The organism is Mycolicibacterium nivoides (assembly GCF_003855255.1).
In the GTDB taxonomy this organism is placed as follows: domain Bacteria; phylum Actinomycetota; class Actinomycetes; order Mycobacteriales; family Mycobacteriaceae; genus Mycobacterium; species Mycobacterium nivoides.
Genome location: NZ_CP034072.1, coordinates 618,393 through 632,508 on the forward strand (window position 1 = coordinate 618,393; position 14,116 = coordinate 632,508).

The 14,116-nt window shown below is 67.1% G+C and carries 17 protein-coding genes; 10 read left to right on the top strand and 7 right to left on the bottom strand.

Going from position 1 to position 14,116, the window contains the following annotated elements; genetic code table 11:
• Positions 1-36 precede the first annotated feature (36 nt).
• Genes dapA through EH231_RS03055 form a run of 3 tightly spaced genes read left to right on the top strand, consistent with a single transcriptional unit; the run spans position 37 to position 3,283 of the window.
• On the top strand, positions 37-885 hold the full coding sequence (gene dapA / locus EH231_RS03045; RefSeq protein WP_234927574.1) for a 4-hydroxy-tetrahydrodipicolinate synthase: 849 nt from the start codon (positions 37-39) through the stop codon (positions 883-885).
• Positions 885-2,561 carry a ribonuclease J gene (locus tag EH231_RS03050; RefSeq protein WP_124711845.1) on the top strand — a complete coding sequence of 559 codons (1,677 nt, stop codon included), beginning with the start codon at positions 885-887 and terminating at the stop codon, positions 2,559-2,561. Before dapA ends, EH231_RS03050 begins: the two co-directional genes overlap by 1 nt.
• Before the next feature lie 47 nt (positions 2,562-2,608).
• Positions 2,609-3,283, top strand: a complete 675-nt coding sequence (locus EH231_RS03055) for a hypothetical protein (protein WP_124711846.1) — start codon at positions 2,609-2,611, stop codon at positions 3,281-3,283.
• Here EH231_RS03055 and EH231_RS03060 read toward each other — a convergent pair.
• Entirely contained in the window at positions 3,269-3,706 is a 438-nt protein-coding gene (locus tag EH231_RS03060) for a hypothetical protein (RefSeq protein WP_090425249.1), read from the bottom strand. The genes EH231_RS03055 and EH231_RS03060 overlap by 15 nt on opposite strands.
• Positions 3,703-4,329 carry a helix-turn-helix transcriptional regulator gene (locus EH231_RS03065; protein ID WP_090425250.1) on the bottom strand — a complete coding sequence of 209 codons (627 nt, stop codon included), beginning with the start codon at positions 4,327-4,329 and terminating at the stop codon, positions 3,703-3,705. Before EH231_RS03065 ends, EH231_RS03060 begins: the two co-directional genes overlap by 4 nt.
• A 73-nt stretch (positions 4,330-4,402) precedes the next feature.
• Here EH231_RS03065 and EH231_RS03070 point away from each other — a divergent pair, with 73 nt between their 5' ends.
• A complete protein-coding gene (locus EH231_RS03070; RefSeq protein ID WP_124711847.1) occupies positions 4,403-4,810 on the top strand; it encodes a group III truncated hemoglobin in 408 nt (135 codons plus the stop codon).
• On the opposite strand, the gene EH231_RS03075 is transcribed toward EH231_RS03070, so the two are convergent.
• The 3 genes from EH231_RS03075 to EH231_RS03085 form a co-directional block, all read right to left on the bottom strand.
• The gene (locus EH231_RS03075; protein ID WP_124711848.1) at positions 4,807-5,676 is read right to left on the bottom strand and encodes an SAM-dependent methyltransferase; all 870 of its coding nucleotides are present in this window, start codon (positions 5,674-5,676) and stop codon (positions 4,807-4,809) included. The two genes, EH231_RS03070 and EH231_RS03075, sit on opposite strands and share 4 nt — an antisense overlap.
• Positions 5,673-6,500 carry a mycofactocin-coupled SDR family oxidoreductase gene (locus EH231_RS03080; protein ID WP_124711849.1) on the bottom strand — a complete coding sequence of 276 codons (828 nt, stop codon included), beginning with the start codon at positions 6,498-6,500 and terminating at the stop codon, positions 5,673-5,675. Before EH231_RS03080 ends, EH231_RS03075 begins: the two co-directional genes overlap by 4 nt.
• 95 nt (positions 6,501-6,595) lie before the next feature.
• Positions 6,596-6,913: a putative quinol monooxygenase gene (locus tag EH231_RS03085; RefSeq protein WP_090425254.1), complete on the bottom strand. Its 318-nt coding sequence runs from the start codon at positions 6,911-6,913 to the stop codon at positions 6,596-6,598.
• Between the two features lie 159 nt (positions 6,914-7,072).
• Here EH231_RS03085 and EH231_RS03090 point away from each other — a divergent pair, with 159 nt between their 5' ends.
• Positions 7,073-9,658 (top strand): DNA translocase FtsK, encoded by a 2,586-nt coding sequence (locus EH231_RS03090; protein WP_170856235.1) that lies wholly within the window; start codon positions 7,073-7,075, stop codon positions 9,656-9,658.
• Between the two features lie 57 nt (positions 9,659-9,715).
• Here the strand turns inward: EH231_RS03090 and EH231_RS03095 are convergent, their stop codons facing one another.
• Entirely contained in the window at positions 9,716-10,237 is a 522-nt protein-coding gene (locus EH231_RS03095) for an amino-acid N-acetyltransferase (RefSeq protein ID WP_170856236.1), read from the bottom strand.
• A gap of 42 nt (positions 10,238-10,279) precedes the next feature.
• Here EH231_RS03095 and pgsA point away from each other — a divergent pair, with 42 nt between their 5' ends.
• From pgsA to pspM, 5 genes are all read left to right on the top strand, one after another.
• Positions 10,280-10,885 carry a CDP-diacylglycerol--glycerol-3-phosphate 3-phosphatidyltransferase gene (gene pgsA, locus EH231_RS03100; protein ID WP_090425256.1) on the top strand — a complete coding sequence of 202 codons (606 nt, stop codon included), beginning with the start codon at positions 10,280-10,282 and terminating at the stop codon, positions 10,883-10,885.
• Positions 10,863-11,351: a CinA family protein gene (locus EH231_RS03105; protein WP_090425257.1), complete on the top strand. Its 489-nt coding sequence runs from the start codon at positions 10,863-10,865 to the stop codon at positions 11,349-11,351. The genes pgsA and EH231_RS03105 overlap by 23 nt, the downstream gene beginning before the upstream one ends.
• A gap of 97 nt (positions 11,352-11,448) precedes the next feature.
• Positions 11,449-11,790 carry a transcriptional regulator ClgR gene (gene clgR / locus EH231_RS03110; protein WP_044519414.1) on the top strand — a complete coding sequence of 114 codons (342 nt, stop codon included), beginning with the start codon at positions 11,449-11,451 and terminating at the stop codon, positions 11,788-11,790.
• Positions 11,791-11,993: 203 nt separating this feature from the next.
• Complete coding sequence (pspA, locus tag EH231_RS03115) at positions 11,994-12,809, top strand: phage shock protein PspA (protein WP_090425259.1); 816 nt, start codon at positions 11,994-11,996, stop codon at positions 12,807-12,809.
• Between the two features lie 20 nt (positions 12,810-12,829).
• Positions 12,830-13,648: a phage shock envelope stress response protein PspM gene (gene pspM, locus EH231_RS03120; protein WP_090425260.1), complete on the top strand. Its 819-nt coding sequence runs from the start codon at positions 12,830-12,832 to the stop codon at positions 13,646-13,648.
• A 7-nt stretch (positions 13,649-13,655) separates the two neighbouring features.
• Here the strand turns inward: pspM and EH231_RS03125 are convergent, their stop codons facing one another.
• Entirely contained in the window at positions 13,656-14,090 is a 435-nt protein-coding gene (locus EH231_RS03125; RefSeq protein ID WP_090425261.1) for a limonene-1,2-epoxide hydrolase family protein, read from the bottom strand.
• Positions 14,091-14,116: the final 26 nt, after the last annotated feature.

Sequence of the window (14,116 nt, forward strand, 5' to 3'; positions counted from 1 at the left end):
GATGTAACGGCGCAGTTGGGCACGGTGTTGACCGCAATGGTGACGCCGTTCAAGCCCGACGGCTCGGTTGATCTCGATGCCGCCGCCCGGCTGGCCAATCACCTGGTCGACGCCGGCTGCGATGGCCTGGTGCTCTCGGGTACCACCGGCGAATCGCCGACCACCACCGATGCCGAGAAGCTCGCGCTGTTGCGCGCCGTGCTGGAGGCGGTGGGGGACCGGGCCCGCATCATCGCCGGTGCAGGCAGCTATGACACCGCCCACAGCGTGCACCTGGCCAAGGCCTGCGCCGCCGAGGGCGCACACGGCCTGCTCGTGGTGACGCCGTACTACTCACGGCCCCCGCAAGCCGGTCTGATCGCGCACTTCACCGCCGTCGCCGACGCGACCGGTCTGCCGAACCTGCTCTACGACATCCCGCCGCGGTCCTCCATTCCGATCGCCTGGGAGACCATCCGCGTCCTGGCCGGACACCCGAACATCGTGGGCGTCAAGGACGCCAAGGGTGACCTGCATGGCGGCGGCCAGATCCTCGCCGAGACCGGGCTGGCCTACTACTCGGGCGACGACACCTTGAATCTGCCCTGGTTGGCCATGGGTGCCGTCGGCTTCGTCAGTGTCTGGGGACATCTGGCCGCAGGTCAGTTGCGAGACATGTTGACCGCGTTCAATTCCGGCGATGTCGCCACGGCCCGCAAGATCAACGTGTCGCTGGCCCCGCTGGCCCGTGCCCAGGCCCACCTCGGCGGGGTGACCATGTCCAAGGAGGGCCTACGGTTGCAGGGATTCGATGCCGGTCTGCCACGGCTGCCGCAGATCCCTGCCAGCCCTGCTGAAATCGAGGCGCTGGCCGCCGACATGCGTGCGGCAGCGGTGTTGCGCTAGTGAGCACCGAACTCGCGCCCCCCAAGCCACTGGCCCCCGGCGGTCTGCGAGTTACCGCGCTGGGCGGAATCAGCGAAATCGGCCGCAACATGACGGTCTTCGAGCATCTGGGCAAATTGCTCATCGTGGATTGCGGTGTGCTCTTCCCGGGACACGACGAACCCGGGGTCGACCTGATCCTGCCGGACCTGCGTCACGTCGAGGACCGGCTCGACGATGTCGAAGCGCTCGTCGTCACCCACGCCCACGAGGACCACATCGGCGCTATCCCGTATCTGCTCAAGCTCCGTCCCGACATCCCGGTGGTCGGCTCGAAGTTCACCATCGCGCTGATCCGCGAGAAGTGCCGCGAGCACCGCATCAAACCCGAGTTCATCGAGGTCGCCGAGCGGCAGAGCAGCCAGCACGGGGTCTTCGAGTGCGAATACTTCGCGGTCAACCACTCGATCCCGGGATGCCTGGCCGTCGCCATCCACACCGGTGCCGGCACGGTGCTGCACACCGGTGACATCAAGCTCGACCAGCAGCCGCTCGACGGCCGTCCGACCGATCTGCCGGGCATGTCGCGGCTCGGTGATGCCGGGGTCGACCTGTTCCTGTGCGACTCGACCAACTCCGAACACCCGGGCGTCAGCCCGTCCGAGACCGAAGTCGGCCCGACGCTGCACCGGTTGATCCGCGGTGCCGAGGGGCGGGTGATCGTCGCCTGCTTCGCGTCGAACGTCGACCGCGTGCAACAGATCACGGATGCCGCGGTGGCGCTCGGCCGGAAGGTTTCGTACGTCGGACGCTCGATGGTGCGCAACATGGGCATCGCCCGCGAGCTGGGCTACCTGAAGGTCGACGACGCCGACATCCTCGACATCGGCGCGGCCGAGATGATGCCGGCCGAGAAGGTCGTCCTGATCACCACCGGTACCCAGGGTGAGCCGATGGCTGCACTGTCGCGGATGTCGCGCGGCGAGCACCGCAGCATCACGCTGACCGCGGGCGATCTGATCATCCTGTCCTCGTCGCTGATCCCGGGCAACGAGGAAGCGGTCTACGGAGTGATCGACGCGCTGGCCAAGATCGGCGCCCGCGTGGTCACCAATGCCCAAGCGCGCGTGCATGTTTCCGGCCACGCCTACGCGGGTGAGCTGCTGTTCCTCTACAACGGGGTGCGTCCCCGCAATGTGATGCCGGTACACGGCACCTGGCGGCACATGCGGGCTAATGCGGCGCTGGCCGCCAGCACCGGGGTCCCGCCGGAGAACATCGTGCTGGCGGAGAACGGCGTGAGTGTGGACCTGGTGGCCGGTAAGGCCTCGATCTCCGGTGCGGTGACCGTCGGCAAGATGTTCGTCGATGGATTGATCACCGGGGATGTCGGCGACGCCACCCTCGGCGAACGTCTCATCCTTTCTTCGGGTTTCGTGGCGGTGACGGTGGTCGTGCACCGCGAGACAGGGAAGCCCGCCGCTCCCGCCCACCTGTATTCCCGCGGGTTCTCCGAAGATCCCAAGGCACTGGAGCCGGTGGCCCGCAACGTCGAGCGGGAACTGGAAAGCCTTGCCGCCGATAACATCACGGACCCGACGCGGATCGCCCAGGCCGTCCGGCGCACAGTAGGCAAGTGGGTGGGCGAGACCTACCGTCGCCAGCCGATGATCGTTCCGACCGTCATCGAGATCTAGCCGAATTGGTGCGCCGAGCGACGCGGCGCTGCCGTTAGATTGGGTTGGTGAGCCGTCCCGCACCGCAGGTGCCGTTCGAGCGACGTCGTCCGATTCCCCCGTTGAACTCGGTGGACGAGGTAAAGCGCGCGGTGGTGTACCCGCACGCAATCCGTTTCATGGTGGCGACGATGGCTGTCGCGGCTGTGTTCGTCGTGAGCATGGCCGCCTATGCCATCATCAACCGCGATCACCAGAACATGGTCCTGTACACGGTGTGCGTGGCGGTGTGGCTCGCGTTCTACTTCGGTAGCAACAAATTCGTGTTCCCGCGCCTGCTGAGTCGCTTCTACGACCGGGTGATGCGTGGCGGGGTGCTGTGCGACGTGTATCCGGCCGGTTTTCCGGATGCCAGGACCGCGATTCTGATCGACGCACGGCTACCCGAAGCGCAGGCCGCGCATGTTCACCACACGATCGTCTCCTGGCTCGGATGGCTGGCGTCGAATCCCACGGCCCTCACGCAGGCCGGCGATCTGTTCGCCGACGGTCCGATTCGCAGTGCCGACGAACTCGCCGGCCCGGGGGCGGGCGGTGGATTTCTCGTGGCCGGTGACAAGAATCCGGCCAAGGGCTGGCGGCTGATTCTTCCCGAGACGAATCCGCGTGACCCGCACCGGCCGTACTCGAATGGTCTTGTGGTTCAGGTCGACACGCCGAGCCTGGAGTCAGCCGGCAAGTAGCAGGACCCCACCGGTCAGCAGGGCGACGACCTTGATGAGCTCGAACGCGACGTAGACGTAGTGCGCCTGCGACCGCCCCGCTGCTTCCTCCCCCGGGGCGACGGCCAACACGGCGTTCGAGCGCTGAGTCAGCTTGGGCCGCACGGCGATCAGTTGCACGGCCAGCGCCGCGACCGCAATCGCGAAGGCCGTGATGGTTGCCGTCGACGGGCGGTGCATGGCGAGGGTCACGATGATGGCAACGGCGAACGCGGTTTCCACGGTGTTGAGCGCACGGAAAACCATGCGCCCGATGCCGAGTCCGATCTGCAGCGTCACACCCGGCGCCCGGAACTTCAGCGGCGCCTCGATGAACGAGATCGCCAGCACCATGCCCAGCCAGCAGAACGTCACGGCGACCGCGACAGCCAGACCGGCATTCATCGTGAATCTCCTTTCGGGCCCAGACGGGCCACGCACAGATCCGGTTCGACGAATGCGTCGAGCCGCTCGACCGCAACGGGTGCATGCCAGCCTTCCAACGCCCCCTGCATCAAACCCAGGTGGATCGGGCACACGACCGCGGCGCGGGTCTGGGCAAGTTCCAGAAATGGGCAGTGGCGCAATCGGAGCTGGTCATCCTCGGGCGGCTCGGGCGCGAAGCCGATGTCGCTGAGTGTCTGTACGAGGGCGTCAACGGGGGAGTCGGCAGCCGGGCGCGGCATCGTGCGTCCCCAGGCGCGACCCACCTCCCGGGCCTTGGCCGCCGGATCGTCGTCGGCGGCCAATCCGTTGGCGAGGATCTCGGCCAGCATCCGGTAGTGGGTCGGCCCGGCCGGGTCCATCCGGCGCACCGCCCGGTACAGCTGCGGGGGGCGTCCGGGGCCGCGGTGGTGAGGTTGGACACGTTCCACCTGTCCGGCGGCCTCGAGGTGTTCCAGGTGAAACCGCACGGTGTTGGCGTGAACTGCGAGTTCGGAAGCGATCTGCGCGATGGTCATCGGCGCGGCCGAGACCTTCAACGTGCTCAGCACGTCGACCCGGCGCTTCCCGACGGCGGTGACCATGGCTAGAGTTTATACAACTGGATGTTGTAGAAACTAGGGCCACGCACCGCCGATCCGGAAAGGGACTTGTCCGATGGCTGAAGACCTGTCTGGCCACGACGGTGTCGAGCTGCTGCTGTGGCGCTTCTACAGCAAGGCGCTTTCCGATCCGCTGCTTGCCGAGCCGTTCTCCGAACTGCGCGCGAAAGGCCTGCGATCCCATCTGCCCGTCATGTGTGACTTCTGGGAGACCGTGCTGTTCCGTGCCGGGCTCTACCAGCGCAGCGCGCTGATCGTGCACCGTGAACTGCACGCCCGTCATCCGTTGTCGGCGGAGCATTTCGTGCGTTGGCTGACGTTGTGGACCGACACCGTCGACGAGCTGTTCGAGGGCCCGCACGCCGAGCGGGCCAAGCTCCAGGCGGGGCGCATCGCCAAGGCCATGCACCGGCGACTGGCCGGCGTCGATGCCGCCGAGCTCGACGCTCTGGTTGCCTGCTAACGCTTTTCGGCGAAGGCCGTCCATTCCACCTGTGAGGCAGCCAGATTCCGGCCCGATGGTGAAATGTAGTGCTCGATGAGGTAATCGGGCCCGGCCTGCTCGGCCAACCGCCAGCCGTAGGGCTCGACGAAGGCCGCCACCCGCTCGGGGGCGAGCCCGAACTGCCACAGCCGGCTGCGAACCCGGAATCGCCGATACAACGATTCGGCCCCGTACCGGTTGGTGCCGTCGATGAAATCGCTGCGGACATACGTGAACGCCAACCGGCTCCCCGGCGCCGCCGAGCGGAGGAACTCAAACGTCGACCCGACGCCATCGGCGCTCAGATACTGCGTCACGCCCTCCCATACGAAGAAGGTGCGGTGTGTACCGAGGTGGCCGTGCCTGGCGAGTTCGGCCGCCAGGTCGTCGCGTTCGAAATCCACCGGCACCAGGTGCACCGAGTCCGGCACGGTTCCCAGCGCCCGGCGCACCACCGAGCGTTTGCGTTCGATGTTCACGGGCAGGTCCACCTCGAACACCGGGATCGCGCTGTGCCGGGCCAGGCGGCAGCCCTTGGTGTCCAGGCCGGCGCCGAGAATCACCACGGCGTCGATGTCCGCCAACGCCTGCGTGAGCTTGTCGCCGATGTAGCGCTTGCGACAGGTCAGGTTCGCCCAGAGCCCCGGACCCGAGCGCTCGGTGGCCTGGATCAGAAGTCTGCGGGCAACGGACCATCGTGTGGCCCGGGTGAATGCGCGCAGCGCGGGCGGCAGGAACGCGGCCGCCAGATCGTCGTCGACGAGCCGGCGCCGCACCGGCTCGTACTGCTCGACCGCGGCCAGCACCATCGGGCCGATCGCGGTCGCGGCGACGGGATCGCTCATCGCTTGTTGACGATGCCTGCATCCACGGGAAGTGTCACGCCCGTGACGTAACGCGCCTGGTCCGACACCAGCCAGGCCACCGCGTTGGCGATGTCCTCGGCCTGCACCACCTGCACCGGCAGCGCATTGGAGAAATCGGTTGGCGCGTTGAGTTCCTCGGAGATGTGGCGCAGCCAATCCCGGGTGAACTCGTTGTTGATCATCGGGGTGTCCACTCCGGTGGGGTGGATCGAGTTGACCCGAATGCTGTGCGGGGCAAGGAAATTGGCGTAGGCCCGCATCAGGCCGACGACCCCGTGCTTGGCAGCGGTGTAACCGAGTGAGCCGCGGTCACCGCCGCCGACGCCGATCAGGCCGGCTGCCGAGCTGATCAGCACGATCGATCCGCCGTCGCCCTGGGCGACCATGATCGGGATCGCCGCCTCGACGGTGTGGTGCACACCGGTCAGGTTGACGTCGATGACGTCGCGCCAGCCGTCGGGGCCCGACTGCATCGGGGCGATCCCGGCATTGGCGACGACGATGTCGAGCCGGCCGAGCTGGTCCACCCCGGCCTGCAGCGCCGCACGCAGAGCCTCCTCGTCGCGGACATCGGCCTGCGTGGCGACGATGCGTGCACCGGTCTCCTCGACGAGCTTGACCGTGGCGGCCAGATCATCGGGCGTGGCCAGGGGATAGGGCACCGACTCGATCTGGTCGCACAGATCTATCGCGATGATGTCGGCCCCGTCGGTGGCCAGTCGCAGGGCCTCGGCCCGCCCCTGGCCGCGCGCGGCGCCGGTGATGAAGGCGACCTTCCCGGCCAGGGGAGCTTCGGCGGTCATCAGTGCGTTCTCTTCTTCGCGCAAGCGCTCATCAGTGCGTTCTCTTCTTCGCGCAAGCGCTCATCAGTGCGTTCTCTTCCTCGCGCAAGCGCTCATCAGCCGGCGCGCAGCTGTCCCTTGGCGGGGTCACCCGCGACGACGGGCTGCAACATTTTGATATCGGGGGCGCCGTCGAGCAGTTCGCCGATCGCGCCGAACAGGGTGCCGATCGCCGGGGCGGTGCTGTGGGCCTTGAGCGCATCGGCGTCGGCCCACTGCTCGACGAAGACGAAGGTGCCGTCGGCCTCATGCAGCGAATACAGCTGGCAGCCCGGCTCCTCGTGGACGGCTGCGACCGCGTTGGTGCAGGCCTCGCGCACGGCGTCGACGGATTCGGGCTTGGCCTTCATGGTGGCGACGACGACAACAGGCATAGGTGCAGAACTCCTCGATGAGTGCCGAAACTGGACGAGCGTCCACCCTAGGCGATACGCGGGCGGATTTGGTTCGTATGGCTAAGTGTCATTTGATACCGTCTTGTGACCCGTGTGGCAGATGGTGAATATGGGGCATATGCGACTAGGCTTGCGGGCATGGCTAACAAGACCGCCGGCCGATCCGGAGCGCGTTCGAGCAGGTCGAATGCCAGCTCGCGGAGTGGTTCGCGGCGCCAGGCGCCGGCCCGTAAGGGGCGCCCGGCGGCACCGCGGCGTAAGCCCGCACGCCGGCCCCAGGCCTCGCCTGTCTCCGCGGCCGGCCAGAAGCTCGGCCAGGGAGCCCGCGCCGGCTGGCTGATGCTCGCCAAGGGAGCCGGATCGACCGCCCGTTCGGTGGGCCGGGCCCGCGATATCGAACCCGGCCATCGCCGCGACGGTCTGGCGCTCGCGCTGCTCGGCATCGCCGTCGTCGTGGCCGCCAGCTCCTGGTTCCATGCGGCCGGCCCGGTGGGGCAGTGGATCGACACCGCGGTCCGCACCCTCATCGGCGGACCGGTCGTCCTGGTGCCCGTCGTCCTGGGTGCCGTCGCCGTCGTCTTGATGCGCACCGAACCCGATCCGGAAGCCCGCCCCCGGCTGATCCTGGGATCGGCCATGATCGCGTTGCCGATGCTCGGCCTGTGGCACCTGTGGTCGGGATCGCCGCAGGATCCGATCGCACGCCAGCACGCCGCCGGATTCGTCGGCTTCGCCATCGGAGGGCCCCTGTCCGACGGCCTGACCGAGTGGATCGCCGCACCGCTGCTGTTCATGGGCGTGCTGTTCGGTCTGTTGCTGGTCACCGGCACGACGATCCGTGAGGTGCCTTCGACCCTGCGGACCATGTTCAGCACGCGGGCGTTCCATGACGATGACTACGACGACGAGTACGACGGGGACTACGCCGACGAGTTCGACGACGAGGACGGCTACGACGACCTGTCCGACGGCTACTACGACGACGACACCGCACGCGGTGACACGCGGGCCCAGACCTGGCCGACAGCCGCGATCGAGGCACCCAAGGCGCCGACCGGCACGCCGATGGACAACTACCCGCTGCCCGAGGAAGCTGACGCGCCCACCGTCCCCGAGCCCGCCGTCAAACCGCGGCGCAAGAAGGCAAGAACCGAATCCGAGTCGAAGCCGGCCAAGGAGACCGACGAGACCCTGGTGATCGACCGGGTGGTCGAGGGCGACTACACCTTGCCGCCGCTGGACCTGCTGGCCGAGGGTGACCCACCGAAGCGGGTCGGCCGGGACAACGACCGCATCGTGAACGCCATCACCGAGGTGATGGAACAGTTCAAGGTCGACGCCACGGTCACCGGTTTCCAGCGCGGCCCGACCGTCACCCGGTACGAGATCGAGCTCGGGCCCGGTGTCCGCGTCGAACGATTCACCCAGTTGCAGCGCAACCTGGCCTACGCGGTGGCCAACGAGCACATCCGCCTGCTGGCGCCGATCCCGGGCAAGTCCGCCGTCGGCGTCGAGGTCCCCAACAGCGACCGCGAGATGGTCCGCCTCAAGGACGTGCTGAACGCACCGACCACCCGCAAGGACCACCACCCGATGGTGTTCGGCATCGGCAAGGACGTCGAAGGCCACTTCATCAGCTACAACCTGGCCAAGATGCCGCACCTGCTGGTGGCCGGCTCCACCGGTTCGGGTAAGTCGAGCTTCATCAACTCGATGCTGGTGTCGCTGCTGCAGCGGGCCACGCCGGACGAGGTCCGGATGATCCTGGTCGACCCGAAGATGGTGGAGTTCCCGCCGTACCAGGGGATTCCGCACCTCATCACGCCCGTGATCATCGACCCGAAGAAGGCCGCCGCCGCGCTGGCCTGGCTGGTCGAAGAGATGGAGCAGCGCTACCAGGACATGAGCGCCAGCGGTGTCCGCCACATCGACGACTTCAACAAGAAGGTCCGCTCGGGCGAGATCACCGCGCCGCTGGGTAGCGAGCGGGTCTACAAGACCTACCCGTACATCTTGTGCGTCGTCGACGAGCTGGCCGACCTGATGATGCAGGCCCCTCGCGACGTCGAGGACGCGATCGTCCGCATCACCCAGAAGGCCCGCGCCGCGGGCATCCACCTGGTGCTGGCAACCCAGCAGCCGGTGGTATCGGTGGTGACGGGTCTGATCAAGGCGAACGTGCCGTCCCGCATGGCGTTCGGCGTCACCAACGCCACGAACTCGCGCGTCATCCTCGATCAGATCGGCGCTGAAAAGCTCACCGGTAAGGGTGACGCACTGTTCCAGCCGTCGGAGGCGCCCAAGCCGATCCGGGTGCAGGGCGCTTACGTCAGCGACGACGAAATCCAGGCCGTCGTCGCCTTCACCAAACAGCAGGCCCAGCCCGAGTTCATCGACGGCGTCACGGTCAAGACCGTCGAGAAGCGCGACATCGACAGCGACATCGGCGACGACATGGACGTCTTCCTACAGGCCGTCGAGCTCGTGGTGTCCTCGCAGTTCGGGTCTACCTCGATGCTGCAGCGCAAGCTGCGCGTCGGTTTCGCCAAGGCAGGCCGCCTGATGGACCTGATGGAGACCCGGGGCATCGTCGGGCCGTCCGAGGGCTCCAAGGCCCGCGAGGTGCTCGTCAAGCCCGATGAGCTGGCCGGCACGCTGATGCTGATCCAGGGCGGCTCGGACGCCAACGGTGCCGACGCCCACGATGATCCCGACGAGTTCTGAACCCGCGATTTGTGGAGTCTCACCCGTGACCGGCACGGGTGAGACTCCACAAATCACTTAGAGCGTCAACAACATCCGGGTGTTGCCCAAGGTATTGGGCTTGACGTAGGACAGGTCGAGGAACTCCGCCACACCGGTGTCGTACGAGCGGCACATCTCTTCGTAGACCTCGGCGGTCACCGGGGTGCCCTCGATCTCCTCGAATCCGTGCTTGCCGAAGAAGTCGACTTCGAAGGTGAGCACGAAGATCCGCCGTAGGTGCAGATCCCTGGCGACATCGAGCAACTGCTCGACCAACGCATGGCCGACGCCGGTCCCGCGGACCTTCGGATGCACGGCCACCGTGCGTACCTCGCCGAGATCGGCCCACAGCACGTGGAGCGCGCCGCATCCGACCAGTTCGCCGTCGAGTTCGACCACCCAGAATTCCTGGACCGCCTCGTACAGCGTCACCAGGTTTTTCTCCAGCAGGATCTTGCCCGCATAGACGTCGACCAGGCTCTTGATCGCCGGGACATCGGACGTGCGGGCGCGCCGCACCACAGGGTGTTTGCGCGACTCGACACTGCCTGGGTTCACAGGCGCAAGAGTATCGGTTACGGCAACCGATATTCTGTTGCGGTGCCGGGCCAACCTTCTACCGATCCGGTGGTCCCGCGTGCGCGCGTGGCCAACCTCGCCAACGTGCTCACAGGTGTGCGGATGGTGCTTGTTCCGGTCTTCCTTGTCTTCCTGTTCGCCGGCGACGGCCATGAAACCGGCTGGCGGATCGCCGCTTTCACGGTGTTCGCGGTCGCGGTGATCACCGACCACTTCGACGGGGCCTTGGCCCGCAGCTACGGGATGATCACCGAGTTCGGCACTCTGGCCGATCCGATCGCCGACAAGGCGCTGATCGGAGCCGCTCTGATCGGCCTGTCGATGCTGGGCGATCTGCCGTGGTGGATCACCGTGGTGGTGCTGGTGCGTGAGATCGGGATCACGGTGTTGCGGTTCGCGGTGCTGCGCCACGGTGTGATCCCGGCCAGTCGCGGCGGCAAGCTCAAGACGCTGGTGCAGGCCGTGGCCATCGGGCTGTTCGTGCTGCCGCTACATGCGTGGCCGCCCATCTGGCTCGATGTCGCCTGGGTGATCATGTGGGCCGCCGTGGTCCTGACCGTGCTCACCGGTGCCGACTACGTCATATCCGCGATCAGGGATTCGCGTGGACGATCCGCTGCTCACTGACGACGCCAGGGCCCTGGTCGCCGACCTGACGGTGCGCTCACAGAGTGTGGCCACCGCCGAGTCGCTCACCGGCGGCCTGCTCGCGGCGACGCTGGCCGGGGTGTCCGGGGCCAGCGCCGTTCTACAAGGTGGCCTGGTCACCTACAACGAGGACACCAAGATCTGGCTCGCCGGAGTGGCTCCGCAGGTGCTCGACGCGGTCGGCCCGGTCGCGGCTCCCACCGCGCGGGCGCTCGCGGTCGGCGCCCGGCAGCGTTGCGCAGCTACCTGGGGCGTCGGCCTGACCGGCGTGGCCGGGCCGGAACCGCACGGCGGGCACCCGGTGGGCACCGTGTTCATCGGCCTGGCCGGGCCGGTCGACACCGAAGTCATCGAGTTGTCGCTGTCAGGCTCACGCTGGGACATCCGCCGCGCCGCCGTCGACGAGGCGATCGCCCGATTGCGATTCCTGGTCGAGAACCAGTAACCGAAATCTGCTCGACGGTTTCCTTCGGGAACCTTGCGGTGGCCCGCGGCGTTGGTCTTTTAGCGAACCTGCGACAGGCGAGGCGAAGGAGAGCGCGATGACGACATTGCTGCGTGAGGTGATCGGCGACGTGCTGCGTAACGCCCGAACCGAGCAGGGGCGCACGTTGCGCGAAGTATCCGACGCGGCGCGGGTGAGCCTCGGGTACCTCTCGGAGGTGGAGCGGGGCCGCAAGGAGGCTTCCAGCGAACTGCTCAGCGCCATCTGCGACGCCCTGGACGTCCCGCTGTCGCGGGTACTGACCGATGCCGGGGAGAACATGGCCGAGCGTGAACACGCCAGCGCTGCGGCCGCTGTGCCGGCGCACGCCAATGTCGCCCGCATCGACGCGGCGACCAAGGTGGTCATTCCACAGGTCGTGTCGATGGCCGTTGCCTGACACGAGCACGGTTCCGGCGCCTGCCTGATTTCGCTGTTCGTGCCTGCGGCGCGAATTTTCGCAAAACACCCATACGAACAGCCTGCGGGGCTGTGGCTGCATGTCCGGAACCGATAAGTTGGCATCAGAGGAATTGCGGCAACCTGAACGACAAGGCCCCATCAAGGGCCTGACAAGCCCGATAGATAAGGCGGAACGAACTCATGGCCAATCCGTTCGTCAAGGCGTGGAAGTACCTGATGGCGCTGTTCAGCTCCAAGGTCGACGAATACGCCGATCCGAAGGTGCAGATCCAGCAGGCCATCGAGGACGCGCAGCGTCAGCACCAGGCACTCACGCAGCAGGCCGCCCAGGTCATCGGTAACCAGCGCCAGCTGGAGATGCGGCTGAGCCGCCAGCTCGCCGACATCGAGAAGCTGCAGGTCAACGTCCGCCAGGCGTTGACGCTGGCCGATCAGGCCACCGCTGCCGGCGATGCGGCCAAGGCCACGGAGTACACCAACGCCGCCGAGGCGTTCGCGGCGCAACTGGTGACCTCCGAGCAGAGCGTCGAGGACCTCAAGGCTCTGCACGATCAGGCCCTGCAGGCCGCCGGGCAGGCCAAGAAGGCCGTCGAGCAGAACGCGATGATGCTGCAGCAGAAGATCGCCGAGCGCACCAAGCTGCTGTCGCAGCTGGAGCAGGCCAAGATGCAGGAGCAGGTGAGCTCCTCGCTCCGGTCGATGAGCGAGGTCGCCGCGCCGGGTAACACCCCGAGTCTCGATGAAGTGCGCCAGAAGATCGAACGCCGTTACGCCAACGCCATGGGCGAGGCCGAGCTCGCGCAGAACTCTGTGCAGGGCCGCATGATGGAGGTGCAGCAGGCCAGCGTCCAGATGGCCGGCCACTCCCGGCTCGAGCAGATCCGCGCCTCGATGCGCGGCGACGCCCTGCCCAGCGGTGACGCCGCTCCGGCGACGCCGGCCTCCCCGGCGACCAACCAAACTACTGCCACCCCCGAAAACCCGCTCGGCCAATAGCGATTCGAGTGTTGTAGATCATGGCTACCAAGACCGGTCGACCGGACGCCTGGAGATCGTTGGCGCAGCGGGTCATCGACACCGCGGCCGATCTGTCCGGTGCGCTGACCGAAAAGCTCAGCGCCGCCGCCGATCCGCGCGCGAAGTTGTTGCGCAAGCGGCGGTGGGCGGTGCGCTTCGGGGTGTTCTTCACCCTGTCCAGCGTGTTCTGGGTTTTGGTCACGGCGCTGCTCGCGTCGTGGAGCACACCGGTCTGGGGCCTGATCATCAGCGGAGCGATCGCAGCCGGCGCGGCGTTCCCCGCGACGCTGTTCTGGCTGCGGTACCGGTGGCTGCGCGCGGAACCGCTTCCGGCGCAGCGGCCGGTCTCCGGGCGCCGGTTGCCGCCGTGGGGTTCGGCGGCCCGTCAGCCCATGGCGGCTCTGGTGGCCTCCGAGCGGGGCATGTTCTCGTTGCTCGGTGTGTTGGAGCGCGGGCGGATGCTTCCGGCCGACGAACTGCGCGAGCTGGCCGCGGTGGCCAACCACACGGCGCGGACCATGGCGGCCACCGCGACCGAGGTGGTCTCGATGGAGCGGGCGATCAGCAACGCCCCGCAGTCGCGCCAGCATCTGGTTCCGACCATCAACGCGTTCACCGCTCAGCTCGGTCAGGGCGTGCGGCAGTACAACGAGATGGTCACTGCCGCAGCGCAGCTGGTATCGACGGTGAACAGCGGCCAGGGTGCGGCGTCGCCGTTGTCCCAGCAGCGTTACCGCAGCGAGCTGACCGGTGCCACCGATCGCCTGGTGGGCTGGGCGCAGGCGTTCGACGAACTCGGCCGGCTGCGCCGCGCCTGAATCGCGGTTACAGCGACGCGCGCAGCGACGGCACGACCACGCCGACCAGGCCCCGCACCGTCGCCTTGAGAAAGTCGAACATGTCGAAGTAGTCCCGCCACAGGGTGATTCGGCCCTCGTAGACCTCGAACACCCCGCACACCCAGAACTGCACGCGCAGTGGCCCGAACGTGAGGGCATCGGTGCGCTCGGTGATCACGGAGGCGCCATCAGCAGCGATCCGGTGAATCTTCACCTCGAAGCCCATCCGGCTCGGCATCGAGCGGAAGAGCTTGATCGCGCGGTTGCGCCCATAGATGGTCGGAAAACCGACGTTCTGATAGACGAGGTTCTGCGCCAGCGTGTTCTCGGCTGTGTCGTAGTCCTGCTCCTGCAACGCGTTGAGGAAGGTCTCGACCGTGCCGGTCTGCGTCACAGCAGCGGTCGTGGATTGGTCAGCCATGCCCGCAGCCTAATGGTGCGGCGCTG